This is a genomic window from Actinomadura keratinilytica (assembly GCF_039539665.1).
Lineage (GTDB): Bacteria > Actinomycetota > Actinomycetes > Streptosporangiales > Streptosporangiaceae > Spirillospora > Spirillospora keratinilytica.
Map to the genome: position 1 here is coordinate 76,092 of NZ_BAABDO010000003.1, position 22,901 is coordinate 98,992.

22 protein-coding genes are annotated in these 22,901 nt (G+C 73.0%); 13 read left to right on the plus strand and 9 right to left on the minus strand.

The annotated features are described in order from the left end of the window. Position 1: 1 nt before the first annotated feature. From ABD879_RS01820 to ABD879_RS01830, 3 genes are read right to left on the minus strand one after another with little or no spacing between them, the layout of a single operon-like run. Complete coding sequence (locus ABD879_RS01820) at positions 2-1,405, minus strand: VWA domain-containing protein (protein ID WP_345016717.1); 1,404 nt, start codon at positions 1,403-1,405, stop codon at positions 2-4. Beyond that, positions 1,402-2,796 (minus strand): hypothetical protein, encoded by a 1,395-nt coding sequence (locus ABD879_RS01825; RefSeq protein WP_345016719.1) that lies wholly within the window; start codon positions 2,794-2,796, stop codon positions 1,402-1,404. The genes ABD879_RS01820 and ABD879_RS01825 overlap by 4 nt, the downstream gene beginning before the upstream one ends. Further along, complete coding sequence (locus tag ABD879_RS01830; RefSeq protein ID WP_345016722.1) at positions 2,796-3,290, minus strand: hypothetical protein; 495 nt, start codon at positions 3,288-3,290, stop codon at positions 2,796-2,798. The genes ABD879_RS01825 and ABD879_RS01830 overlap by 1 nt, the downstream gene beginning before the upstream one ends. A gap of 158 nt (positions 3,291-3,448) precedes the next feature. Here ABD879_RS01830 and ABD879_RS01835 point away from each other — a divergent pair, with 158 nt between their 5' ends. Further along, positions 3,449-4,051 carry a superoxide dismutase gene (locus ABD879_RS01835; RefSeq protein ID WP_345016724.1) on the plus strand — a complete coding sequence of 201 codons (603 nt, stop codon included), beginning with the start codon at positions 3,449-3,451 and terminating at the stop codon, positions 4,049-4,051. 134 nt (positions 4,052-4,185) lie between these two features. Here ABD879_RS01835 and ABD879_RS01840 read toward each other — a convergent pair whose 3' ends face one another. The 4 genes from ABD879_RS01840 to ABD879_RS01855 all read right to left on the minus strand — a co-directional run bounded on the left by ABD879_RS01840 (position 4,186) and on the right by ABD879_RS01855 (position 8,202). Continuing rightward, a complete protein-coding gene (locus ABD879_RS01840; protein WP_345016726.1) occupies positions 4,186-4,620 on the minus strand; it encodes a hypothetical protein in 435 nt (144 codons plus the stop codon). 60 nt (positions 4,621-4,680) lie between these two features. Beyond that, on the minus strand, positions 4,681-5,052 hold the full coding sequence (locus ABD879_RS01845) for a LysR substrate-binding domain-containing protein (RefSeq protein ID WP_345016728.1): 372 nt from the start codon (positions 5,050-5,052) through the stop codon (positions 4,681-4,683). A 163-nt stretch (positions 5,053-5,215) separates the two neighbouring features. Beyond that, positions 5,216-6,595 carry a glycoside hydrolase family 43 protein gene (locus tag ABD879_RS01850; protein ID WP_345016730.1) on the minus strand — a complete coding sequence of 460 codons (1,380 nt, stop codon included), beginning with the start codon at positions 6,593-6,595 and terminating at the stop codon, positions 5,216-5,218. 1,388 nt (positions 6,596-7,983) lie between these two features. Next, positions 7,984-8,202 (minus strand): hypothetical protein, encoded by a 219-nt coding sequence (locus ABD879_RS01855; RefSeq protein WP_345016732.1) that lies wholly within the window; start codon positions 8,200-8,202, stop codon positions 7,984-7,986. Between the two features lie 228 nt (positions 8,203-8,430). On the opposite strand from ABD879_RS01855, the gene ABD879_RS01860 reads away from it, so the two are divergent. After that, entirely contained in the window at positions 8,431-9,645 is a 1,215-nt protein-coding gene (locus ABD879_RS01860) for a sensor histidine kinase (protein WP_345016733.1), read from the plus strand. Beyond that, positions 9,633-10,295 (plus strand): response regulator transcription factor, encoded by a 663-nt coding sequence (locus ABD879_RS01865; protein WP_345016734.1) that lies wholly within the window; start codon positions 9,633-9,635, stop codon positions 10,293-10,295. Before ABD879_RS01860 ends, ABD879_RS01865 begins: the two co-directional genes overlap by 13 nt. Here the strand turns inward: ABD879_RS01865 and dmpG are convergent. Both dmpG and ABD879_RS01875 read right to left on the minus strand, forming a co-directional pair. Beyond that, the gene (dmpG, locus tag ABD879_RS01870) at positions 10,249-11,328 is read right to left on the minus strand and encodes a 4-hydroxy-2-oxovalerate aldolase (protein WP_345016735.1); all 1,080 of its coding nucleotides are present in this window, start codon (positions 11,326-11,328) and stop codon (positions 10,249-10,251) included. The genes ABD879_RS01865 and dmpG overlap by 47 nt on opposite strands. Next, a complete protein-coding gene (locus ABD879_RS01875) occupies positions 11,325-12,227 on the minus strand; it encodes an acetaldehyde dehydrogenase (acetylating) (protein ID WP_345016736.1) in 903 nt (300 codons plus the stop codon). The genes dmpG and ABD879_RS01875 overlap by 4 nt, the downstream gene beginning before the upstream one ends. A 137-nt stretch (positions 12,228-12,364) precedes the next feature. On the opposite strand from ABD879_RS01875, the gene ABD879_RS01880 reads away from it, so the two are divergent. The 10 genes from ABD879_RS01880 (at position 12,365) to ABD879_RS01920 (ending at position 22,869) form a co-directional block, all read left to right on the plus strand. Further along, positions 12,365-13,111 (plus strand): IclR family transcriptional regulator, encoded by a 747-nt coding sequence (locus tag ABD879_RS01880; RefSeq protein WP_345016738.1) that lies wholly within the window; start codon positions 12,365-12,367, stop codon positions 13,109-13,111. Between the two features lie 86 nt (positions 13,112-13,197). Beyond that, the gene (locus ABD879_RS01885) at positions 13,198-16,548 is read left to right on the plus strand and encodes a right-handed parallel beta-helix repeat-containing protein (RefSeq protein ID WP_345016739.1); all 3,351 of its coding nucleotides are present in this window, start codon (positions 13,198-13,200) and stop codon (positions 16,546-16,548) included. Between the two features lie 136 nt (positions 16,549-16,684). Continuing rightward, positions 16,685-17,218 carry a 2,4'-dihydroxyacetophenone dioxygenase family protein gene (locus tag ABD879_RS01890; protein ID WP_345016740.1) on the plus strand — a complete coding sequence of 178 codons (534 nt, stop codon included), beginning with the start codon at positions 16,685-16,687 and terminating at the stop codon, positions 17,216-17,218. A gap of 13 nt (positions 17,219-17,231) precedes the next feature. After that, positions 17,232-18,509 (plus strand): MFS transporter, encoded by a 1,278-nt coding sequence (locus ABD879_RS01895; protein WP_345016742.1) that lies wholly within the window; start codon positions 17,232-17,234, stop codon positions 18,507-18,509. Continuing rightward, positions 18,506-19,543, plus strand: a complete 1,038-nt coding sequence (locus tag ABD879_RS01900; RefSeq protein ID WP_345016743.1) for a 2,3-butanediol dehydrogenase — start codon at positions 18,506-18,508, stop codon at positions 19,541-19,543. The genes ABD879_RS01895 and ABD879_RS01900 overlap by 4 nt, the downstream gene beginning before the upstream one ends. Then, positions 19,540-20,274 (plus strand): SDR family NAD(P)-dependent oxidoreductase, encoded by a 735-nt coding sequence (locus ABD879_RS01905; protein WP_345016745.1) that lies wholly within the window; start codon positions 19,540-19,542, stop codon positions 20,272-20,274. Before ABD879_RS01900 ends, ABD879_RS01905 begins: the two co-directional genes overlap by 4 nt. Before the next feature lie 57 nt (positions 20,275-20,331). Beyond that, positions 20,332-21,291, plus strand: coding sequence for a helix-turn-helix domain-containing protein (locus ABD879_RS01910; RefSeq protein WP_345016747.1), 960 nt, complete (start codon positions 20,332-20,334; stop codon positions 21,289-21,291). Between the two features lie 26 nt (positions 21,292-21,317). After that, positions 21,318-21,641: a tyrosine-type recombinase/integrase gene (locus ABD879_RS32880; protein ID WP_425549611.1), complete on the plus strand. Its 324-nt coding sequence runs from the start codon at positions 21,318-21,320 to the stop codon at positions 21,639-21,641. Beyond that, positions 21,610-21,819, plus strand: coding sequence for a hypothetical protein (locus ABD879_RS01915; RefSeq protein ID WP_345016749.1), 210 nt, complete (start codon positions 21,610-21,612; stop codon positions 21,817-21,819). Before ABD879_RS32880 ends, ABD879_RS01915 begins: the two co-directional genes overlap by 32 nt. A gap of 60 nt (positions 21,820-21,879) precedes the next feature. Continuing rightward, a complete protein-coding gene (locus ABD879_RS01920) occupies positions 21,880-22,869 on the plus strand; it encodes a pirin family protein (protein ID WP_345016751.1) in 990 nt (329 codons plus the stop codon). Positions 22,870-22,901 lie beyond the last annotated feature (32 nt).

A 22,901-nucleotide genomic window follows, 5' to 3' on the forward strand; every position in this document is an offset into this window, starting at 1 on the left:
GTCAGGTCAGGAAGTTCTTCAGTTCGAACACGAGCTTGTCGATGTGGCCGGACAGGACGGGGGTGCCCAGCTCCTTGAGCTTCTGCCGGTACCAGGGGTCGACGCTGGCGCGGCCGGAGCTGTTGACCGACCCGACCGGGATGAACTTCACGCCGGACCGGTGCAGCGACCGGAAGTCCTCGAGCAGGCCCCGGTCGTCGTAGAAGTCGGAGATCCACACCAGCACCGTGTTGCGCGGGTCGGCGATCTTCGGCCGGGCCATCCGCATCGCGACCGGGCCGTGCGTGCCGCCGCCGAGCGTGGTGCGCAGCAGCACCTCGAACGGGTCGCGCACCCACGCCGTCAGGTCGATCGCCCGGGTGTCGTAGGCGATCAGGTGCACGTCCACCTTGGGCAGCCCGGCGAAGATGGACGCCAGGATGGTGCAGTTGACCATCGCGTCCACCATGGACCCGGACTGGTCGACCACCACGATCATCCGCGCGGGCGTGGTGCGGCGGGCGGTGTGCTTGTAGAACAGCCGGTCGACGTAGAGCCGCTCCTCCTGCGGGTCGTAGTTGACGAGGTTCTTCCAGATCGTCCGGTCGAGGTCGAGGTTGCGGAACACCCGCTTGGGCGGCACGCTCCGGTCGATCTTGCCGGTACTGGTCTGCTCCACCCGGGTCCTCAGCACCTCGGCGACCTCGTCCACATACCGCCGGATCAGCGTCTTGGCGTTGGCGAGGGCCTCGCCCGACAGGTTGTGCTTGTCGCGCAGCAGCTGCTCGACCAGCGACATGCTGGGGGTGAGCCGGCGGGCCAGCGCCGAGTCGGCGAGCACCTCGCGCAGCCGCATCCGGCTGACCAGGTCGCCTTCCAGGGCGGCCAGGAACGCCGCGAGGTCGGCGTCGGTGACCTCGAACCCCTGACCGGCGCCGAAGCCGCGCCCGGGGCCGGAGCTCTTCCCGGAGCCGTTCTCCTCGCCCTGGTCCGCGCCGCTCTGCTCGTCGCCCGGCTCGCCCTGGCCGGGGGCGCGGCCGGCGCACGCGCCGAGCGCGCGGCGCAGCCATTCGGCGTCGCGCTGCCAGGTGGCCAGCCGCTCCGCCGACACGTCGCCGGTGCCGGTGCGGAACGCGTTGAGCAGCAGCTTCGACACCACGGCCGTGCGCCGCACCCGGTCGCCGCCGTCGCCGCCGGCCAGCGGGTCGCGGAACTCGGCCTCCAGTTCGGGGAACCGCTGCAGGACGGTGTCGACCGAGACACCGGGGTCGAGCAGCGCCGCCGGGAGCCCGCGCTCCTCGACGACGGCCAGGCTCGCCGACTCCAGGGCGGGCTGCTCCTCGACATCGAACACCTGCCCCAGCAGCCGCCACAGCAGCACCTGGCGGCGGACGTCATCGCTGTGGACGTCGTCGCTGTCGATCATTTCCGCAGCAGCCTTCCCGCGCGTTCGGTGAGGACGGCCACGGGATCGCCGGAGCGGGCTTGGGCCTTGGCGACCTTCGGGTCGGTGGGGCCGAGCGCCCAGTCGCCGTTGTGCGCCGCGACCGGTTGCTTCTTGACGGTGCTCTGCACGGCGAGCGGCTGCAGGCTCCAGCGCCCGGCGTCCCAGCGGAGCAGGCCGATGCACGCCGTGGAGGCGGTGACGAGCTGGGCGGTGAGCGGGCCGCCCGGCGGCAGCCGGTCCAGGTCGACGGCGAGGGTCTCGCCGCCCAGGTCGAACGTGCCGTCCCGCTTGGCCTTGTAGCCCTCGACCAGCACCGGTTCGGCGATGTGCACCGGGTGGCGGTCGAGCGGTGCGACGGCGGGGGCCTCGGCGTCCGGGAGCCGGACGCGGGCCGTGGCGAACGGGTCGGCGGGCTCGCCGGCCTCGGCGTGCTCCTCGTCCCAGAGCAGGTCGCCGCCTGCGGTCAGCCGCATGCCGGAGACGCCGACGGAGCGGTGCTCGGCGAGGGCCGCCAGCAGCGTCGGGTAGGCCGACAGCAGCTTCCACACCTCGGGGCCGACGATCGTGTCGACCTTGGCGGCGGAGACGGCGACGCGGACGAGCCGCACCGGCCCCTCGCCGCCGTTCGGCTCCAGCACCGCGTGCAGCTGCGCCTGGACGGCCGTGCCGTGCTCGTGGACGTCGACGCCGAGGGGCAGCAGCCGCCCGGAGACGGTGGTGGTGCCGCCCGGCCGGCCGCCCGAGTGCGACAGCAGCACCGCGCGCGTCCACAGGTCGGCCCAGCGGCGTTCGGGGATGCGGTCCATCGTCGCGACCGGGGAGGAGACGCGCAGCTCGGCGGCCATGCCGTCGAGCAGGACGGCGAGGCGGCGCAGCCGCGGCTCGCCCCACAGCGCCTCGACCGCCTGGTCGGCGGCCGACGCCAGCCCCTCGTCGACGCCGGCCCAACCGGCGATGGCCAGCTCCCGCAGCCAGGACCGGGCCGCGGCGAGCAGGTTGGCGGGTACCGGTTCGCCGTCGGCGGGGCGCTCCTGCCAGGCGGCGCGGGACCGGCCGAGCGCGCCGTCGAGCCGGGCGAGCAGCGCGTCGTGGGCCGCGCCGAGCAGCGCGGCGCGCGCCCCGGCCAGCGCGGTCGTCTCGGGGACGCCGATGGCGCCGCCGGCGACCTTGGCGGTCGCGTCCGCCAGCGCCGTGCCGAGCGGGGACGCGCCCACCGCGGCGGCCAGCGCGTTGACGGCCTCGGCGTGCCGGGGACCGAGCCGGGCGAGCCCGCCCGCCAGCGCGGCGTCGAACCCGGCGACCACCTCCAGGGCCTCCGCGACGCCGGGCGGGGTCTGGGCGAGCAGTTCGGCGAGCTGCACCGCCTGCATCAGGCCACCGCCTTCCAGGCCGGGAACCAGTGCATCTCGGGGAGGGGCTCCGGGACGGCCGGAACCTCCAGATAGGTCAGGTGCCGCAGGAACCGGCTGAACACCATGGCGGCCGGGGCCTTCTCCAGCGTGCCCTTCAGCAGGAAGTGCAGGTCGTCCCCCGCGGAGGCGTCCACCTTCAGGTAGCGGGCGACGCGGTCGAACCCGTACTGCTTGACCGCCTCGTCGATCAGCGCCTTGAGGTGCTTGCAGCGGTAGGAGCCTCCGGCACCGCCGCACGGCCGGTTGTTGTTGGTGCTGCAGCTGAAGTTGTGCGTCTCGGCCGCGATCGACGAGACGTACACGCGGGCGATGTCCGAACCGCTCGACACCACCCCTTGCAACCGGCCCTCGGCCAGTTCGACGAACGGCACCTTGGCCAGTTTCCGTGGTCGGACGGGCGGCACCACGCGCACCGCGCTCCGTTCCTCCCACCCGGCGTCGCCGGAAGTCATGAGCTTCGTCCTCCACCCTTGCGGTCCGTCGGATGGCGAACGTTCTATCGACCCCCACCGACAATCGAGCGCCGTCGGCCGTTCCGGCTGGTCAGCGGCCACCCCGACAGCTAGCTGCATACTTGCTGCAGTTGCGAGTCATTTGCAATAGTGGGCCCATGTCGACCTACGCGCTACCCGATCTGCCCTACGACTACGCCGCCCTGGAGCCCGCGATCACCGGCGAGATCCTCGAACTGCACCACGGCAAGCACCACGCCGCCTACGTCAAGGGCGCCAACGACACCCTGGAGAAGCTGGCGGAGGCACGCGACAAGGAGCAGTACGGCAGCCTGGTCGGGCTGGAGAAGACGCTGGCGTTCAACCTGTCGGGGCACGTGCTGCACTCGATCTTCTGGACGAACCTGTCCCCCGACGGCGGCGACCGCCCCGACGGCGAACTGGCCGACGCCGTCGACGAGCACTTCGGTTCGTTCGAGGCGTTCCGCAAGCAGCTGTCCACGGCCACCTCCACCGTGCAGGGCTCGGGCTGGGGCGTGCTGGCCTGGGAACCGGTCGGCAGGCGCCTGGTGGTGGAGCAGGTCTACGACCACCACGGCAACGTCGGCATGGGCACCACCCCGCTGCTGGTCTTCGACGCCTGGGAGCACGCCTACTACCTGCAGTACCGCAACGTGCGCCCCGACTACGTCGAAAAGCTGTGGTCCCTGGTCAACTGGGCCGACGTCGCCGCCCGCTACGCGGCCGCCAAGAACGCCTAGGCGCCTCGGGGCCACCCGACCGTGGCGCCCACCAGGCCGGGATCATGCTCAGAACACGTTCCCTCACGGCCTGGTGGGCGCCGCTCACGCTATCCGCTCGCGCGCGATGCGGCGGCCGTCGCGGTGCCCCCGCGTCAGTGGAAGTGGATGCCGCCGTTGACGTCGCGCATCTGGAAGACCTTCTCGGCCGGGGCGCTGACGATGTTGGTGACGCCGTCGCCGCTGGTCGCGGTCGCCGTCCGGACCTGCCGGAGCCGGTTCTCCACGTGGGCGCGGAAGTCCGGGTCCTGGTCCATGGCGTAGCGGACGGCGCTCCACAGGTCGTCGGCGAACTCCGGGGCCTCCGCGAAGGCCCGGCGCAACGCCTCGGTGAGCCGGGCGACCCGTTCGGCGTCGTCGGCGTCGGCGATCGCGCCCTGCAGCGCCTCCTCGTCGGCCGGACGGCCGCGGAACCTCTCCCGCACCTTGCGGGTGATCGCGACGATGCCGTCCTTGACGGGCTGGCCGGTGAGCTCCACCGCCTTGCCCGCGGCCGCCGCCGCGACCGCCAGGGTCAACGGGTCTGCCATCGGTCGCTCCCGATCCTCGGGGACTGGGGACGGCACCAGTCCAACACGCGCACCCCATGGTCACAACAGACCGCGCCATGCCGGTGGCTCTTCCTGGAGTGCGGGCCGTGCCGCGGTGACGGTCCGGACGAAGCGGAGGGCCCGGGCGGAGGCGCCGTCGCGGGGCCAGGCGACGGCGATGCGGAGCGGGTCCACGTCGTTGATGCGGCGCCAGGTGAGGTCGGGGTGGGCGTAGTAGGCCGCCATCGACTCGGGGCCGAAGCACACGGCGGTCCCGGCGGCGACGTGCGTGAGCATCTCCTCGACGTTGTCGTTCTCCGGGCCCCGCACGGGCGCCGACCCGTCCGGACGCGGGTTGGCCGCCCACCAGTCCACCCAGGCGGCGGGGGCGCGGCGCGGACGGCCCGGCTGCCGCCTCCCCGCAGTCAACATCAACCGACAGCTGAACGCCAAGATCCGCCGGACAGGCCCGGAGGGGTGCCGTTGACACGGGCGGAGAACGCGGCCGGTGCCGTGGGCGTCCGCTGCGCCTCATGGGCGCCTGGCCGGTGCCGGGACCCAGGCCGCCCCGGCACCGGCCAGGCGGGGCGGGGTGTCAAGAGGTGACGCGGAAGGTCGCGTCCTGGCGGTCGGTGACACCGGAGGAGGAACTGAGCGGGTCGATGCGCAGCAGATAGTTGCTGTGCCGGAGATAGTAGGTCGGGTAGTTGTAGGAACGGAACGACGACCACGACGCGTCGGCGAGGCCGGCGGTGCGGTAGAAGGTGGCGTCGGCGCGGAATTGCGCGGTGCCGTCGTTGGAGTCGAGCCGGACAGCCAGATCGTAGTGCCGCAGGTAGTGGCCGGGGTAGTTGACCGACTCGAACGACACGCCGGACGCGTCGGCGAGGCCGGGCACCATGCGCCACATCTGGTCCTGGTAGGGGTCGAACGGATAGGCGTCGATCCGGCCGACGAATTCCTGGTGCCGTACGAAACGGTCCGGGTAGTTGTACGACTTCAGCCGCACCCAGTTGGGCGTCCCCCAGCGGGAGACCAGGGCGTTGTACTCGGCGTCGGTGATACCGGCGATCGACCCGTGCTTGGAGTTCAGCGGCGGGGTGTAGTCGCGCTGGTCGAGCGGGGTCCACGCACCGGAGGTGATGTCGCTTGTGGACCAGGCGTAGTAGTCGTTGTTGACGGGGCTGTAGGAGTCGCCCCACAGCCGCCAGCCGCTGCCGTCGTTGAGCTTGTGCAGCAAGGGCGCCTCGATCGCGCCGCCCTGGATCAGGCCGCTGGTGTAAGTGGTGAAACTGTTGGGCGCGCCCGTGGTGGACCGCGCCCCGTAAAGACGGCCGTCCGCCAGATTCTTGTAGTACATGTAGGTGATTCCGCCGTCCACGACGATGTCGCCGTCCAGGACGCCGAATCCGGGGCTGAAATAGGTCTGCGGGCTGCTGACGGTGCGGAAGTCGGTGGTGTAGTTCACCCAGAAGACGTCGGCGGTGGAGTAGACGATCCCGTACTGGCTGCGGGAGGCGTCCCAGAACACCGTCGGAGCCCACGTGTGGTCGTCGGTGGTGTGCATCCGCAGGCGGCGGTAACCGGTGAAGGATGTCAGGTCCGTCGAGTCCCACACGTGCAGGTACTGGCTGTTCAGGCTGAAGTTCGTGCCCTTGAGGTCGGTGGCGATGACCACGAACGTGCCGTCCGGCTTGCGGAACACCTGCGGGTCGCGCAGGCCCTGCTGACCGGCCGTCGGCGTGACGACCGGGTCGTTCTGGTTCAGCGGCGTCCAGTTCAGGCCGTCCCGGCTGACCGCCAGGTGCAGGCCGTAGTCGGCGCCCAGGCCCTGCGGCGACTCGGTGAAGTAGGCCATCACGTAGGCGTTGTACGTCGCCGCCGACGCGGCTCGCGGGAAGCCCGCCACGCCGGCGGCGGCGAGCGCGGCGGAGGCGAGGGCGGTCCGGGTGAATTCTCTCCGGGAAAGGGTCACGGGGCTGGCCTTTCTTCTCGGGAGCGGGCTGTGCCCGGGGTTCACGGAGCGCATAGCGGCAGGCCGGTGAACGAAGACGGATGCCTTGCGGGAATGCGGGACAATGCCGCGCAGCTGAAACGGCGCGGCCATACGACGCCTCGCGTCGGAGCTCCTGCCGCACACCACCGACCCCGGCAGGAGAAACCGCGTGGGAGCCTCAGTGTTAGAAGGCCAATCGAAAGGTGTCAAGACCGGCCGGGGCGGCCTCCGCGGCGGCGCCCGGGCCGGTGGAGTCCCTGTGCTCGGCGGATGCCGGCCCAGGGCAGCCGCGGATTCCGTTCGCGTGTGTGCTCGGCCGCAGAGACCCCCGCACATGAAATTTCATGCGGCGTGACGCGCGCCTCCGCCGCCTTGACCAGCCGAGAACGGCGCGGGCGCCGCCGGCGGAGAAGCCCCGCACTCGCGAGAGGGTCTTGACGGACCTCACGACGTCGTGTTTGCTCCGCTGCACCACCACCGACGCCATCCCACCCCGAGAAAGGCCGCACTGGACGCGAAAATGTTAGCGCTAACAATAAGTCCACCGACACCCCGCCCCGACTCCAGGCGACCCCTGGAGGGAGGTCGGCCCACCCATGTGAGCGTTAACGCCCACACGCCCACGATGCCGTTCCAGCGGGCCGCGCCTTCACGGCCGTCACCCCTTGGGTGACGCGTTGAGCGCCCTCCCGCTGTCGGTGTCAGTCGCATCAGCGCTCCGGCCCCGGCCACAAACCGACCCCCACCACCCGGGCACGGTCAGCCGACGACCGGCCGATGGCAGGCGCAACCGAGCACGGCCGAGCTGTCGACGCCGCAGCGTTCCCGTGCCCGGACACGCGCCAACGTGAGCGTCAACGCGCGGCACCGTCCATGCCCCGTAAGGCCGGCATCGGTGACATCGCGCATGCCAGCCCACGGACGCACTCAGCTAACCCTCTGCGGTGAGCTGCTTGGCCGAACACGACCGGCTACATGACGCTCCAGGGTTCCCCCGCCATCCTGCCCGCCCCGAGTGAGCCCATAGAGGAGCGGGTCAGGCGGTTTGCCTTCTCGACGAGGCATCTCCCAAGCGGCGCCGCGCTTCGGTCTGCCGTTCGCCATGCCTCCCGCTCTGCACGCGCCGACGAATTGCGTCGGGGCGTCCGGCCCGTTGCCGATGACGGGCAGGTCGGTCTGCTCCCCGGGCGGTTGCTGGCCCGTGCTCGTGTGGGCGCTGCTTCTCGTGTGCGTCTGCTGAGGACGCCGCCTCCCACTATGCGGGGCCGGTGGTTGGTGGAGGAAGGGCTTCGGCGGGGTGTCGCCTTTGCCGGACGGGGCTTTGCGGCTGGGGCGACGCCCCGCCGTCGGGCGGGGGCGTACGGGGGTCAGGGGCGGCGGCGGGTGCGGTAGTGGTGGCTGATCAGGGCGATGGCGATGGCGAGGGTGACCGCGCCGGACGCGATTCCGGCGGCCATGTTGACACCGGTGCCGGAGAGCACCATGTTGCAGGCCCCGCTGATGATCAGAAGTGCCCACAGCAGGGGCCGGACGGTTCCGCCGTTGCGGCTCGCGGGGGCCTTGGAGGCGTCGTAGTGGTTCGTCATCGCGTGCTCCTCGGTGAGTGGTCCGATCGACGTGCACCACGCTAGGAACCGCGGAGGCGGGGGACGATCCAGCCATTGAGCCGATCTTCGGTACAGCAGGCTGTACTCCTTCGCCCGGCGCGCTGACAGTGCCCGGTCGCTGGCCTAGGGTTCCAGACCTGGGAGGTGCGAATGACGGCGAACGGGGCCGAACCGGCCGGTACCCGGCGTGGTCGGCGAGCGGTCGCCGTGGCGCGCGCCCGTGCCGCCCTCGACGCGCTGGAGCATCTCATCGGGGGGCTGGGCACGGCCCTGCTGGCGTTCGCGACCGTGATGTGGATCGTGCTGGTCGCGCTGTTGTGCGTCACCGGTGCGGGGTTCCTGCTGGCGCGCACCGTCCCGCGTGTCCTGCGGGCCGTCGCGGACCGCGAGCGCGGGCGGCTGTCGCGGTGGGGGCCGGAGATCATCGGTCCGGGACCCGCGCCGTCCGACGTGCGGGCCGCGCTCGCGGACACGGCCGTCCGGCGGGAGCTGGCGTGGGTGTTCGTCCACGCCACGCTCGGCCTGTTCCTCAGCCTGGCCGGGGCGACCCTGACGCTCAACACCGTCCCGTACATCGCCTTCCCGCTGTGGTGGCGGTTCCTGCCTCCCGACGAGACCCGGCCCACGTTCGTGTTCTGGGACGTCACCGACGACTCCGGCGCCCTGCTGGTGGTGCTGGTCGGCGTGGCGATGGGGGTCGCCTTCCTGGTCGCCGGGCCGGGCATGGCCCGGCTGCAGGCGTGGCCGGGGCGGCGGCTGCTGGCGCCGCCCGCCGACATGGACCTGTCGCTGCGGATCGCCGAGCTGTCGGCCACCCGCGCCGCCGCGCTGGACGCCCACGCGATGGAGCTGCGGCGCATCGAACGGTCCCTGCACGACGGCGCCCAGAACCGGCTCGTCGGCGTCACCATGATGATCGGCGTGGCCCGGCGCGCGCTGGCCCGCGACCCCGCCGACGCCGACGCCGCGCTGGAACGCGCCCAGGAGGCCGCCGAGCAGGCCCTGGCCGAGCTGCGCACGGTGGTGCGCGGCATCCTGCCGCACGTCCTGGTCGACCGGGGGCTGGCCGGGGCGCTGGCCGGGCTCGCCGCCGACTGCGGGGTGCCCTGCACGGTGGACGTCGACGTCCCCGGGCGGTGCGCCGCGTCCGTCGAGGCCACCGCCTACTTCGTGACGGCCGAGGCGCTCACCAACATCTCCAAGCACAGCCGGGCGAGTCGGGCGACCGTGGTCGTCCGCCGGGAGGGCGCCCGGCTGCTGCTGCGGATCGAGGACGACGGCATCGGCGGCGCGGACGCGCAGCGCGGCTCCGGGCTCGCCGGAATACGCGGCCGCGTCGAGGCGCACGACGGCCGCCTGACCCTGACCAGCCCACGCGGTGGGCCGACGATACTCCAGGTGGAGCTGCCATGCGGATCGTGATCGCCGAGGACGACCCACTGCTGCGGGAGGGGGTGGCGCTGCTGCTGCGCGCCGAGTCCCTGGACGTGGTCGCCACCACCGACACCCCGGACGCCTTCCTGGCGGCCGTGGACGAGCACAAGCCCGACGTCGCGATCGTCGACGTGCGGATGCCGCCCACCCACACCGACGAGGGGATCAGGGCGGCGGTGGAGGCGCGGCGCCGCCACCCCGGGCTGGCCGTGCTCGTGCTGTCGGCCTACGTGGAGCAGGCGTTCGCCACCGAGCTGCTCGGAGGCGGCGGCGCCGACCGGCTCGGCTACCTGCTCAAGGAGCGGGTGGGGCGCGTGGAGCAGTTCCTGGACGCGCTGCACCGCGTCGCCGAGGGGGGCACCGCCATCGACCCCGAGGTCGTCGCGCAGCTGCTCACCCGCACCCGCACCGACAGCGGGCTGCAGCGCCTGACGCCCAGGGAGCGCGACGTGCTGTCGCTGATGGCCGAGGGCCTCGGCAACAGCGCCATCGCCGAACGGCTCGTCGTCACCGAAGGCGCCGTGCACAAGCACATCCGCAACATCTTCGCCAAGCTCGACCTGGCCCCCACCGACCGGGCGGACCGCCGCGTCACCGCCGTCCTGCGCTACCTGGAGGAGACCCAGCGCCGCCCGTGACGCCGCGTTCGCGCTCCTCCGCCAGGCGCAGCGCCACGTCGATGATCATGTCTTCCTGGCCGCCGACGTACCCGGCCTCGCCGACCCGCTGCAGGATCTCGTGGGCGGGGACGCCGTACCGTTCGGCCGCGCGCTCGGCGTGCAGCAGGAAGCTGGAGTACACGCCCGCGTACCCCTGGGTGATCGCCGACCGGTCCGCGAACGGCAGGCGCGGCAGGAACGGCTGGACGACTTCTTCGGCCGCGGCCAGCACTCCCGGCACGTCCACTCCGGTGGTGATGCCGAGGCGCTCGAAGGTGGCCGCCACCACCTCGGTGGGCGCGTTGCCCGCGCCCGCGCCGAGCGCGCACAGCGCCCCGTCGATCTGCCGGGCGCCGTTCTGCGCCGCCAGGACGGAGTTGGCCACCCCCAGCGACAGGTTCTGGTGGCCGTGGAACCCGACCTGCGCCTCGCGGCCGATCTCCTCGACCAGGGCGCGCACCCTGGCCTGGGCGTCGGCCAGCACCATCGCCCCGGCCGAGTCCACGACGTAGACGCACTGGGCGCCGCCGTCCACCATGATCCGCGCCTGCCGGGCCAGTTCCCGCGGGCCGATGCGGTGCGACAGCATGAGGAACCCGACCGTCTCCATGCCCAGCTCGCGGGCCGCGGCGAAGTGCTGGAGGGACACGTCGGCCTCGGTGCAGTGGGTGGCGATGCGGGCCACCGACGCGCCCGCGTCGTAGGCGCGGCGCAGGTCCTCCACGGTGCCGACGCCGGGCAGCAGCAGCACCGCGATGCGCGCGGCGGTGGCCTCGTCCACGGCCGCGGCGATCAGCTTGATCTCGTCCTCCAGCGAGAAGCCGTAGTTGAACGAGGAGCCGCCCAGGCCGTCGCCGTGCGCCACCTCGATCACCTCGACCCCGGCCGAGTCCAGCGCGTGCACCACGCCCCGCACCTGCTCCTCGGTGAACCGGTGCGCCATCGCGTGGCTGCCGTCGCGCAGCGTCGAGTCGGTGATCCTTACGCGCTCGGCGGTGTTGTCCGCGGTCATCGCCCCACCTTCGCCTCGGACGCGTGCCGCGCCAGCTCCTCGCCGACGCGCGCGGCGGCGGCCGTCATGATGTCGAGATTGCCGGCCCAGGGCGGCAGGTAGTCGCCGTTCCCCTTGACCTCCAGGAACACCGCGACGCGGGCGTTGCCGCCCCACTCCTCGCGGGCGTGGTCGAACTGCGGTTCGGCGCGCAGCGTGTATCCGGGGACGTATTCGGCGACCCGGGCGGCCATCCGCGTGACCGACGCGGCGATCGCCGCGGTGTCGGCGTCCGGCGGGATCGCGCAGAACACCGTGTCCCGCATGATCATCGGGGGTTCGACCGGGTTGAGGATGATGATGGCCTTGCCCCGGGCGGCCCCGCCGACCTGCTCGATCGCGCGGGCCGTGGTCTGGGTGAACTCGTCGATGTTGGCGCGCGTGCCCGGCCCCGCCGACCGCGAGGCGATGGACGCGACGATCTCCGCGTACGGCACCGGCGCCACCGCCGACACCGCCGCGACGATCGGGATGGTCGCCTGCCCGCCGCAGGTGATCATGTTGAGGTTGGGGGTGCCGGCCAGGTTCGCCAGGTTGACCGGCGGGCAGACGAACGGCCCCACCGCCGCCGGGGTCAGGTCGATCGCCTGGATGCCCGCCTCCGCGTAACGGGGGGCGTTGGCCAGGTGCGCCTTGGCGGAGGTCGCCTCGAAGACGATGTCGGGCAGGTCGTCCTGCGCCAGCAGCCAGTCCACGCCGCCCGCGCTGGCCTCGACGCCGAGGCGGCGCGCCCGGGCGAGCCCGTCGGACTCCGGGTCCACCCCCACCATCGAGTGCACCTCGATCGTCTCGGACCGCAGCAGTTTGATCAGCAGGTCGGTGCCGATGTTGCCCGACCCCACGATGGCCGCGCTCAGCACGCCGCCCTCCGGACGGCGGCGCGTTTCACCACGTTCACCTGCGTTTCCTTTCGTCGTCGACGCGGTCAGGGTGCGCGTGCCCGCACGCGTGCGACAAGGGATCCGTCCCGTCTGGCGGGACGCGTACCCTGTCGGCCATGACCGCTGCCCCTGCCGGGGACTCCCTGCCGTCGCGCATCGCGGCGGTCCTCGGCGCGTTCCGTGCGGGAGACGACGCCGTCGGCGCCGCCGAACTCGCCCGCCGCACCGGCCTGCCCCGCTCGACCGTCCACCGGATCACCGGCGACCTGGTGCGCGCCGGGCTGCTGGAGCGGCACGGCCGCAAGGTGAGCCTCGGGCTGGCCCTGTTCGAGATCGGCCAGCGGGTGCCGCGCCAGCGGGTCCTGCGGGAGGCCGCCGTGCCGTTCATGTCCGACCTGCGCGAGGCCACCCGCCAGACCGTGCACCTGGCCGTGCTCGACGGCCGCGAGGTCGTCTACGTCGAGAAGCTCACCGCGCCCGGCGGGCCTCCGCTGCCGTCCGCCGTCGGCGGCCGCGTCCCCGCCACCGCCACCGGCGTCGGCAAGGCGATCCTGGCCTTCTCCCCGCCGGAGACCGTCGAGGCGCTGCTGTCGGCCCCGCTGCCGCGGCTCACCGAACGCACCATCACCGCCCCGGGCCTGCTGCTGCGCGAACTGCGCCGCATCCACCGCGAGGGCGTGGCCTACGACCGGGAGGAGTCCGGGCCCGGCGTCACCTGCGTCGCCAGCCCCGTCTTCGGCCCCGGCCGCAAGGTCGTCGCCGCCCTGTCGCTGTCGGGCTGGAGCAGCGGGATGCGGCCCGCCCGGTACGCACCCGCCGTCCGCACCGCCGCCCTGGCCCTCACCCGCGCCCTGCGCCCCTGACCGCACGCGCCGCGCCCATTTGCCGATCTGTGGGCAGGCGGCCACTATCGGCAGCGGACGCCGATGAAAGAACCCCCGGAGGGACCGTGCGCAGGCTGGTCGTGTCGCAGAATCCCCGTCGCGGCTTCACGAACCTGACCGACGCGCTCCTCGTCCCGGGCGGCGGGCCGCTGTGGATCGGGGTGGAACCCGGCCACTACCGGATGAGCAGCTGCCGCTTCTGGGGCGTGGCCGAGATCGAGGCCACCGGCGGTCCCGGCACCGTGGTGATCGACTGCGGCGGCGAGTACAACCTGCGGGTGGAGAACCGGGGGCGGGTGGTCCTGCGCAGGCTGACGCTGCGCAACTACCACGAAAGCGGCTCCGCCGTGGACGTCGTGGGCGCCCATCTGGCCGCCGAGGACTGCACGTTCACCGCCATCTCCGACACGGCCGTCCAGGCGTGGGACGGCGCGAGGCTGTTCCTGCGCCGCGGCGTCGTGCAGGGCGGCGGCATCGTGTGCACCGACGCCGAAGGCGTCATCGAGGCCGGCACGGTCGCCGACACCTCCGCCGCGGGCGTGTCGCTCCACCGGGGCAGCCGGTTCACGCTCCAGGACGTCACCGTGCGCAAGGCGGGCGGGTCCGGGATCTGGGTGGACGGCGGGTCGGCCCCGCGCGTCGAGGGCTGCCTGGTCGAGGACCCGGCCCGGGCCGGGATCGTCATCGAGGAGAAGGCGGCCGCCGCCGTCGTCCGCACGCGCGTCACCGGCACCGGCGAGGCGGGGCTGGTCGTGCGGGCCGGCGCGACGGCGACCGTGGACGACACCGTCGTCTCCCGCCCGGGCGACGTCGGCCTCTGGGCCGCCGGCGGCGGGGCCCTGACGGCGCGCGGCGTGTCGGTCGAGGCCGCCGCCATCAGCGCGGTCTACGCGTCCGACAACGCCTCGGCGACGTTGCAGGGGTGCCGCCTGGAGGAGCCGAGGGCGTGCGGGGTCGTGGCGGTCGAACGGTCCACGGTCGGCGTCGCCGACACCGGCATCCTGCGGACGGGCCAGTCCGGGGTGGAGGCCCGCGACGCGGATGTCACGGTGCGCGACAGCCTCGTGCGGGGCGCCGGAGGGCTCGGGATGCTGGCGACCGACTCGGCCGGTCTGACGGCGCAGCGGGTCGCCATCGAGCAGACCGAGCACAACGGCGTCCTGGTCCGGGATTCGGCGGTCGCGGGACTGGAGGACTGCACGATCGCCGGGAACACGACGGGCGACGGGCTGGCCGTCCTCCAGACCGGCACCTGCTCGTTCTCCGGCGGGACCATCACCGGCTGCTCCGGCGGCGCGGGCGTGGCCGGCGCCGGGTCGGCGCTGACGCTGCGCGGCGCCCGGATCATCGGCAACCGGTACGGCGGCGTCACCGCCGTGGACGGCGCCGAGCTCGCGGTGCTCGACTGCACGGTCACCGGCAACGAGGGGCCGGGGATCCGCGCCACCGCGGACACCGCGGTGACGGTCGAACGCACCGTCTCCCGCGGCAACGAGCAGGACGACCAGGTGGACCGCCCCCCGATCGACGGCACCCACCTGGACATCGGCGGGAGCACGAGCGAGGAGAAGGCCGCGGCGGCGACGGCCGGACCATCCGTCCCCGAACCCGATGACGACACCGTCCCCCTGCGAAAGCCGCCCGCGCCCCAGGCGGCGGAACCGCCGCAGGCCGCGCCCCGGCCGGAACCGGAGCCCGAGCCGAAGCCGGTGCCCGGACCCGCGCCGCGCCCGGCGCCCCAGGGGCGGCCGGCGGGCGTGGAGGCGCTGCTGGCCGAGCTGGACGCGATGGTCGGCCTGGCCGAGGTCAAGCAGGAGATCCGCAAGCTGGTGTCGTTCCTGCGGGTCGCCGAGCAGCGGCGGCGGGCCGGGCTTCCCGAGGGGCCGTCCATCGGCCGGCACGTAATCTTCTCCGGCGGCCCCGGTACCGGCAAGACGACCGTGGCCCGGCTGTACGGCAGGCTGCTGGCCGAGCTGGGCGCGGTGTCGTCCGGCCACTTCGTGGAGGTGTCGCGGGCGGAGCTGGTCGGCAGCGCGCTCGGCGAGACGGCCGCCAAGACCACCGCGGTGTTCGACGAGGCGCGCGGCGGCGTGCTGTTCGTCGACGAGGCCTACACCCTGTCGCGGCGGTTCGGCAGCGGCGCCGACTTCGGGCAGGAGGCCATCGACACGCTGGTCAAGCTGATGGAGGACCACCGCGACGAGGTCGTGGTGGTGTTCGCCGGGTACTCGGCGGAGATGCGCGAGTTCCTGGACGCCAACCCGGGGCTGAAGTCCCGGATTTCGCGGACGATCGAGTTCCCCGACTACAGCCCGTCGGAACTGGTGGAGATCGTCCGGCGGACGGCCGACCGGTACGGCTTCCGCCTCGCCGACGCCACCCGCGAGGCGCTGCTGGCCCACTTCCAGAACATCCGCCGCGACCAGCGGTTCGGCAACGGCCGGGAGGCCAGGAGGATCTTCGAGGCGGCGCTGCAGCAGCAGGCGCTGCGGCTGGCCGAACTCGACGCCCCGAGCGCGCAGGAGCTGGCGGAGCTGCTGCCCGCGGACTTCGACGGCGTCCTGGACCGCGGGCTGGGCGTGCGGGCCGCCGACGGCCGCGACGACGCCCAGGTGGCCGCGCTGCTGGAACGGCTGGACGGCATGGTCGGGCTGGCCGAGGTCAAACGGCGCGTCCGCGACGTGTTCGACATGCTGGAGACCGAGCGGCGCCGCCGGCAGGAGGGGCTGTCCAGCGAACCGTTCGCCGGGCACCTGGTGTTCTCCGGCCCGCCCGGCACCGGCAAGACCACCGTCGCGCGCCTGTACGGGGAGCTGCTCGCGGCGACCGGGCTGCTGGCGCGCGGCCAGGTGGTGGAGGTGTCGCGGTCCGACCTGGTGGGCCAGTACATCGGGCAGACCGAGGCGCAGACCACCCGGGTGTTCGAGAGCGCCCGCGGCGGCGTGCTGTTCATCGACGAGGCCTACACCCTGGCCCGCGACCACGAGCGCGACTTCGGCCGGGAGGCGATCGACACGCTGGTCAAGCTGATGGAGGACCACCGCGACGAGGTCGTCGTGATCGTCGCCGGGTACACCGAGGAGATGGGCCGCTTCCTGACCGCCAACCCGGGGCTGGCGTCCCGGTTCTCCGGCACCGTGGAGTTCCCGCCCTACGGCCGCGACGAGCTGGTGACCATCCTGACCCGGCAGGCCGCCGACGCGGGCTTCACGCTGACGCCCGAGGCGCTCGACGCCGTCCGCGCCCACCTGGACGCCCGCGCCGAGACCTTCGCGCAGGGCAACGCCCGCGAGGTCCGCAAGCTGCTGGAGGCGATGCGCACCGCCCAGGCCCGCCGGATCGCCGCCCGCGAACGCTCCGGCGCCCCCGTCCCGGCCGGCGAACTCGGTCTGCTGCTCCCCGACGACATGCCCTGACCCCCGGTGCACCGGGCCGGGCGGGGCACGCCGCACGATGTCCGAAATGCGCAAATACGGACGTCGCATATGGGAAAGACGGGCGTCGGAGTGACGCGGTTCACTCTCGGCAACGCGACCGAGAGGAGTACGGACCATGCCCGAGGCGCCCAGCTCGGAGTTCTGGAAGGACATCAAGCCCATCGCGGACTCCGTCAAGCCCGACGCGCTGCCCGAGGTCTACCTGTCCAAGGTGGCCACCGACGACGACCGCTACTACGTGCCGTTCACCGAGACGGTCGGCTCCCGCCCGCTGTGGATCAACATCAAGGACAACACCTGGTCCGACATCCTGCGGGCCAAGGAGGCCGGACTGGTCAACCGGCACTACCACCCCCACGAGGTCTTCGCCTACACCATCTCCGGCAAGTGGGGCTACCTGGAGCGGCCGTGGACGGCCACCGCGGGCGACTTCGTCTACGAGGCCCCCGGCGAGGGGCACACGCTCGTCGCCTACGACAGCGGCGAGCCGATGAAGACGCTGTTCATCGTCAAGGGCCCGCTGATCTGGCTGGACGAGAACGGCGAACCCGAGGGCTACTTCGACGTCCACGACTACCTGAAGATGTGCCGCGAGCACTACGAGAAGGTCGGTCTCGGCGCCGACCTGGTCGACTCGCTGCTGCGCTGACAGGTCCGTCGCCATGGCACCCCCCACCCCCTCCGCCGACCGGTACGAGAACCGGTTGCTGGTGCTGCTGTTCCTGGCGTTCGGGTTCGTCTTCTTCGACCGCCAGGCCCTGGCCTACCTGGCCTCCTACATCGACGGCGACATCGGTCTGACCAACTCCCAGCTCGGCATGCTGTCGGGCATCCTCGCCCTCACCTGGGCGCTGGCCGGGATGTTCGCCGGGCGCCTGTCGGACCGCCTGGGCCGCCGCAAGCCGATCCTCATCGCCGCGGTCCTGCTGTTCTCGCTGTTCTCGTCGGCGTCGGCGCTGGCGACGGGATTCCTCGGGCTGCTGGCCGCACGCGCGCTGATGGGCGCCGCCGAGGGCGCGGTGCTGCCGATGGCGCAGTCGCTGATGGTCGAGGCGTCCCGTCCGGCGCGCCGCGGCCTGAACATGGGGCTGCTGCAGGGCTCCTCGGCGGGCCTGCTCGGCGGCATCGCGGCGCCGATCGCGGTGGTCTGGCTCGCCGAGTCCGTCGGCTGGCGGACGACGTTCTTCGTCACCATCATCCCCGGCATCGTGGTCGCCGCCCTGATCGCCAAGTACGTGCGGGAGCATCCGCCCAGGCGAGCCGCACTCGCCCAGGACGCCGCGCCCGCCGCGGAGACCGCGCCCGCCGGAGGCGGGGTCACCATCCGGCAGGTGCTGGCGAACCGCAACGTGGTGATCTGCATGCTGATCGCCTGCTGCTACCTGACGTGGTTCGTCACCATCATCACGTTCACCCCCACCTACCTCACCGACGAGAAGGGGTTCGCGCCGGGAACGATGAGCGGCGTCATGACCTGCCTCGGCGTGGCGTGGGTGCTGTGGGGGTTCGCCACTCCGGGGATCTCCGACCGGATCGGCCGCAAGCCCGCGCTGATCGGCTTCACCGTCCTGGCGGCGTGCTGCCCGCTCGCGGTGGTGTACGTCGGCAACCCGGTGCTGCTGGGCGTGCTCATGGTGCTCACCTACACCGGGCTGGGCTGCTTCACCCTGTTCATGGCCACCATCCCGGCCGAGACCGTGCCGCGCACCGCGCTCGCCACCGCGCTCGGCGTGATCATGGGCGTGGGCGAGCTGGCCGGCGGCTTCCTCGGCCCGATGGTCGCCGGCTGGGCCTCAGACCAGTGGAGCCTGCGCGCCGCGATGTACATCGCGGCCGGCGGAGCGGTGATCGTGGTACTGCTGGCCACGGGGCTGCGGGAGACCGCTCCCGCCGTCGTGCGGCGGCGCGCCGCGCAGGGCACCGCGGAGGCCGTGGCGTGAAGGCGGCGGTCTGGTACGGCGCCCGGGACGTCCGGGTCGTGGACGTCCCGGCGCCCGCCCCCGGGCGGGGCGAAGTGGCGATCGACGTGGCGTACTGCGGGATCTGCGGCAGCGACCTGCACGAGTACGCCGACGGCCCGCACGCCATCCCGGTGGCCGAGCCGCACCCGGAGTCGGGCCGGACGGCCCCGCTGGTGCTCGGCCACGAGTTCTGCGGGACGGTGACGCGGGTCGGCCCGGACGTGTCGGGCCTGCGTGCGGGCGACCGGGTCGCCGTCGAACCGCACTACCGGTGCGGCCGGTGCCCGCGCTGCCTGGCGGGCGAGTACAACCTGTGCCGCCACTTCGGCTTCGCCGGGCTGATGGGCGACGGCGGCCTGGCCGAGACGGCCGTCGTGCCCGCCTACATGGTGCACCGGCTGCCCGACGGGGTGTCGCTGGAGCAGGCCGCGGTGTTCGAGCCCGCCGCGGTCGCCCTGCACGCGCTGCACCGGTCGGGGCTGCGGGCGGGGGAGACCGTCGCGGTCGTCGGACTGGGCCCGATCGGCCTGCTCATCGTCCAACTGGCCGCCTTGCGGGGGGCGGGCCGCGTCGTCGCCGCGGACCCGTCCCCGCGGCGGCGCGAGCTGGCCCTGCGCCTGGGCGCCGCCGAGGTGGTCGAGGACGCCGGCGGCGGCGCGCTGCGCGCGGCGGCGGGCGGCGAGGGCGCCGACGTGGCGTTCGAGGCGGTCGGCGCGGAGGCGACCCTGCGCCACTGCCTGGAGGCGACCCGCCGGGGCGGCCGGGTGACGCTCGTCGGACTCGGCGGCACCGTCGCCATCGACGCGTTCGCGCTGGTCAACAACGAGCAGTCGATCATCGCCAGCGTCGGCTACCGCGGCGTCCACCCCGAGCTGATCAGGCTTGTCGCCGAGGAGGGGGTGGACCTGACCGCCGTCGTCACCGCCGTCGTCCCGCTCGGCGACGTGGTCCGCGACGGCTTTGCGGCCCTGCTGGCGAGCAAGGAGGAGATCAAGGTGCTGGTGCGGCCATGACCACGGGATTGGACCCGCGGCTGTTCGCGGACAAGACGGTGCTGGTGACCGGCGGCACGTCCGGCATCGGCGCGGCGACGGCGCTGCTGTTCGCCGAGCTCGGCGCGCAGGTGACCGCGGTCGGCCTGCGCCCGGCCCCAGGCGACGGCCCGCCCGAGCACCCGGCGGTGCGGGTGGTGGAGCAGAACGTGCTGGACGACGTCGCCCTGACCGAGCTGATCACCGCCGCCGACCCGCTGGACGTCCTGGTCAACTGCGCCGGGATCAGCCGCGACCGGGACGAGTACGAGCTGGACCAGTGGCGGCTGGTGCTGGAGGTCAACCTGACCGCGACCATGATCGCCTGCCAGGCGGCGCGGCCGGCGCTGGCCCGCCGCGGCGGCGCGATCGTCAACGTCTCGTCCATGTTCGCCTTCGGCGGCAGCCGGGACCGGCCCGCCTACAGCGCGAGCAAGGGCGGCGTGTCGCAGCTGACGCGTTCGCTGGCGGCCGAGTACGCCGCCGACGGGATCCGGGTGAACGCGGTCGCGCCGGGCTTCATCATCACCCCGCTGGCGCGCGGCCTGCTGAACGACCCGGAGGCGGGAGCGGCGGTGCGGGCGCGCATCCCCTGCGGCCGGTTCGGCGAACCCCGCGAGGTCGCCTCCGCGGCGGCGTTCCTGTGCTCTCCCGCCGCCTCCTACGTCACCGGCGCCGTGCTGCCGGTGGACGGGGGCTACCTGGCGATGTGACCACCATCACAACGGGCTAGACTTCGCGAAACATTCCGAACTGGGAGGAGGCTGACCATGTCGGCGACCGCTCCCCCCGTGATCTCCCGGGCGACGACCGAGGAGATCGCCCCTCGCGACCGCATCGCCTACTGGGAGGACTACAACCGCAGGACCCTGGTCGGCCTGTCCTGCACCTCCTACTCCGAACAGGGGCTGCTGGCCCGGCAGACCAATTTCGAACTCGGCGGCGTGCGCCTGGCCGACATCAGCGGCAACGCGCACGCCATCGAGCGCAGTCCCCAGATGGCCCGGTCCGTCCCCAAGGACTCGGTCTTCGTGACCCTGCTGGTCAAGGGCGACGCGGTGTTCATGCACGAGAACGGCTGCCTGTCGGCCACCGCGGGTGAGCTGGTCGTGTACGACACGCGGCGCCCCTACCTGTTCGGCTTCTCGGGCATGATGCGGCAGTTCCTGGTCGACATCCCCCGGACGCTGTTCGTCGAGCAGTGCATGTCCGGAGGCGTCCCCGCGCCGATACTGTTCGGCCGCGGCACCGCCCGCGAGGGGGAGCTGGTCGCGAGCCTGCGCACCCTCCTGGCCGGGATGGTCGCGGGCACCCCCGGCGGCACCCGCGACGACGTGCTCGAACTGATCAGGTTGCTGGGCCGGGAGCGGTCCGGCGACCGGTCCGCTCCCGGCACCTACCAGGCGCTGCGCATCGTCGCCGAGGACTACATCGAACGCCACCTGCACGACCCGCGCCTGACCCCCAGCCAGATCGCGGGTGTGCTCGGCGTCTCGGTGCGGCACCTCGGCCGCGTCTTCGAACCGACCGGCACCACGCCGTCGCGCTACATCACCGAACGCCGCCTCCAGCACGCCTACGAGCAGCTCACCGGCGGCGACCCCGCCGGCACGACGATCGCCGACGTCGCCTACCGGTGGGGTTTCTCCAGCCAGGCCCACTTCGCCCGCCTCTTCCGCACCCGCTACGGCTGCACCCCCAGCGAGGCCCGCGCCCGCCGCCGCCCCTGACCCGCCGCCCTGGGCCACCCCAGGTCGTGCTCGCCGTCGGCGCCGCAGCCGGATTGCCCGGGCTGCGGCCGCACCGCCTCCGACACGCCTACTCCACCCGCCTACGCCGCGGCGGCGCCGCCCCCGCCCGAATCGAGGCCCTGCTCGGGCATGCCTCGATCGCGACCTCGGCGCGGGTATCTCCGGGCCGGGGCCGACGAGCTCGCCGAGGTCGTCAGGAACGTCTTCGGCACTTGGCGGCTTCGCACAGGAAGGAGCGTTGCCCGCGAAGCGGTCACGTCGATGTGCGGCGGTCGAGGCGTGGTCTTGGATGGTTGGATGCCGCATGCAGAGAAGCGGTACGCATCTGAGCCGTTCTGGGCCGGGATGGGTGCGCCGGCGACGCTGATGGTCGGCCTGGTGACCGCCTGGGTGAGCCACACGGTGGGCTTTCCGCGACGGCGTCTGCTCTATGGGATGCGTTCGGTGACGCCGTTGCTGACGGCCCCAGAAGGAGTCCGCGACGATCTTGAGCCGGTGCCGAAATAGGCTCCGAGGCCGGGGCGCTGTAGGGGCGGAGAGCAGCAGCCGAGCGGAAGGCGTTCTACGGTGAGCGATGTCGAGGTCGAACCGCGCGAAGCAGGCTACGGCGCCCCCGCGGACGGACGGCAGGGGGAGCCGCAGGTCGAGGTGCTCGCCGCCAGGGACGTCCCCCTCGGCGGCCCCCGGGCGATGACGGTGCGCCGCACCCTGCCGCAGCGGTCCCGGCCGCTGATCGGCGCGTGGTGCTTCGCCGACCACTACGGGCCCGACGACGTCGCCCTGACGGGCGGGATGGACGTCGCCCCGCACCCCCATACCGGCCTGCAGACGGTGAGCTGGCTGTTCAGCGGCGAGATCGAGCACCGCGACAGCCTCGGCACGCACGCCCTCGTCCGCCCGGGCGAGCTGAACCTCATGACGGCCGGATACGGGATCAGCCACTCGGAGGTCTCCACCGCCCGCACCACGATCCTGCACGGCGTGCAACTGTGGGTGGCGCTGCCGGAACGGCACCGCCACACCGCCCGCGCCTTCCACCACCACGTGCCGCGCCCGGTCCGCCTGGACGGGGGCGAGGCCAGGGTGTTCCTCGGCTCCCTCGCCGGCGCCGCCTCGCCCGTCCCGACCTTCACGCCGCTGCTCGGCGCCGAACTGACGCTCGACCCGCACGCGACCGTGCCCCTCGCGGTCGACGCCGGTTTCGAGCACGGCCTGCTGGTCGACCTCGGCGAGGTGCGGATGGCGGGGACGCCGGTGCGCCGCGGCGAGCTCGGCTATCTCGCCCCCGGAACGGGAACGCTGACCTTGGAGAACATGACCGGTGCCCCGGCGCGGGCGCTCCTGCTCGGCGGGACGCCCTTCGAGGAGCGCATCGTGATGTGGTGGAACTTCATCGGCCGCACCCACGACGAGATCGTCCGGGCCCGGCGGGAATGGGAGGCCGCCGCCGAGCGCTTCGGCAAGGTCGAAGGGTACGCCGGGGACCGCCTCCCGGCGCCGCCCCTGCCGAACGTGACGCTCCGCCCGCGCGGGAACCCCGTGCGGCGCGCCGGCTGACCGGCGGCATGTTTGAGCACGCGGGTCGCTTA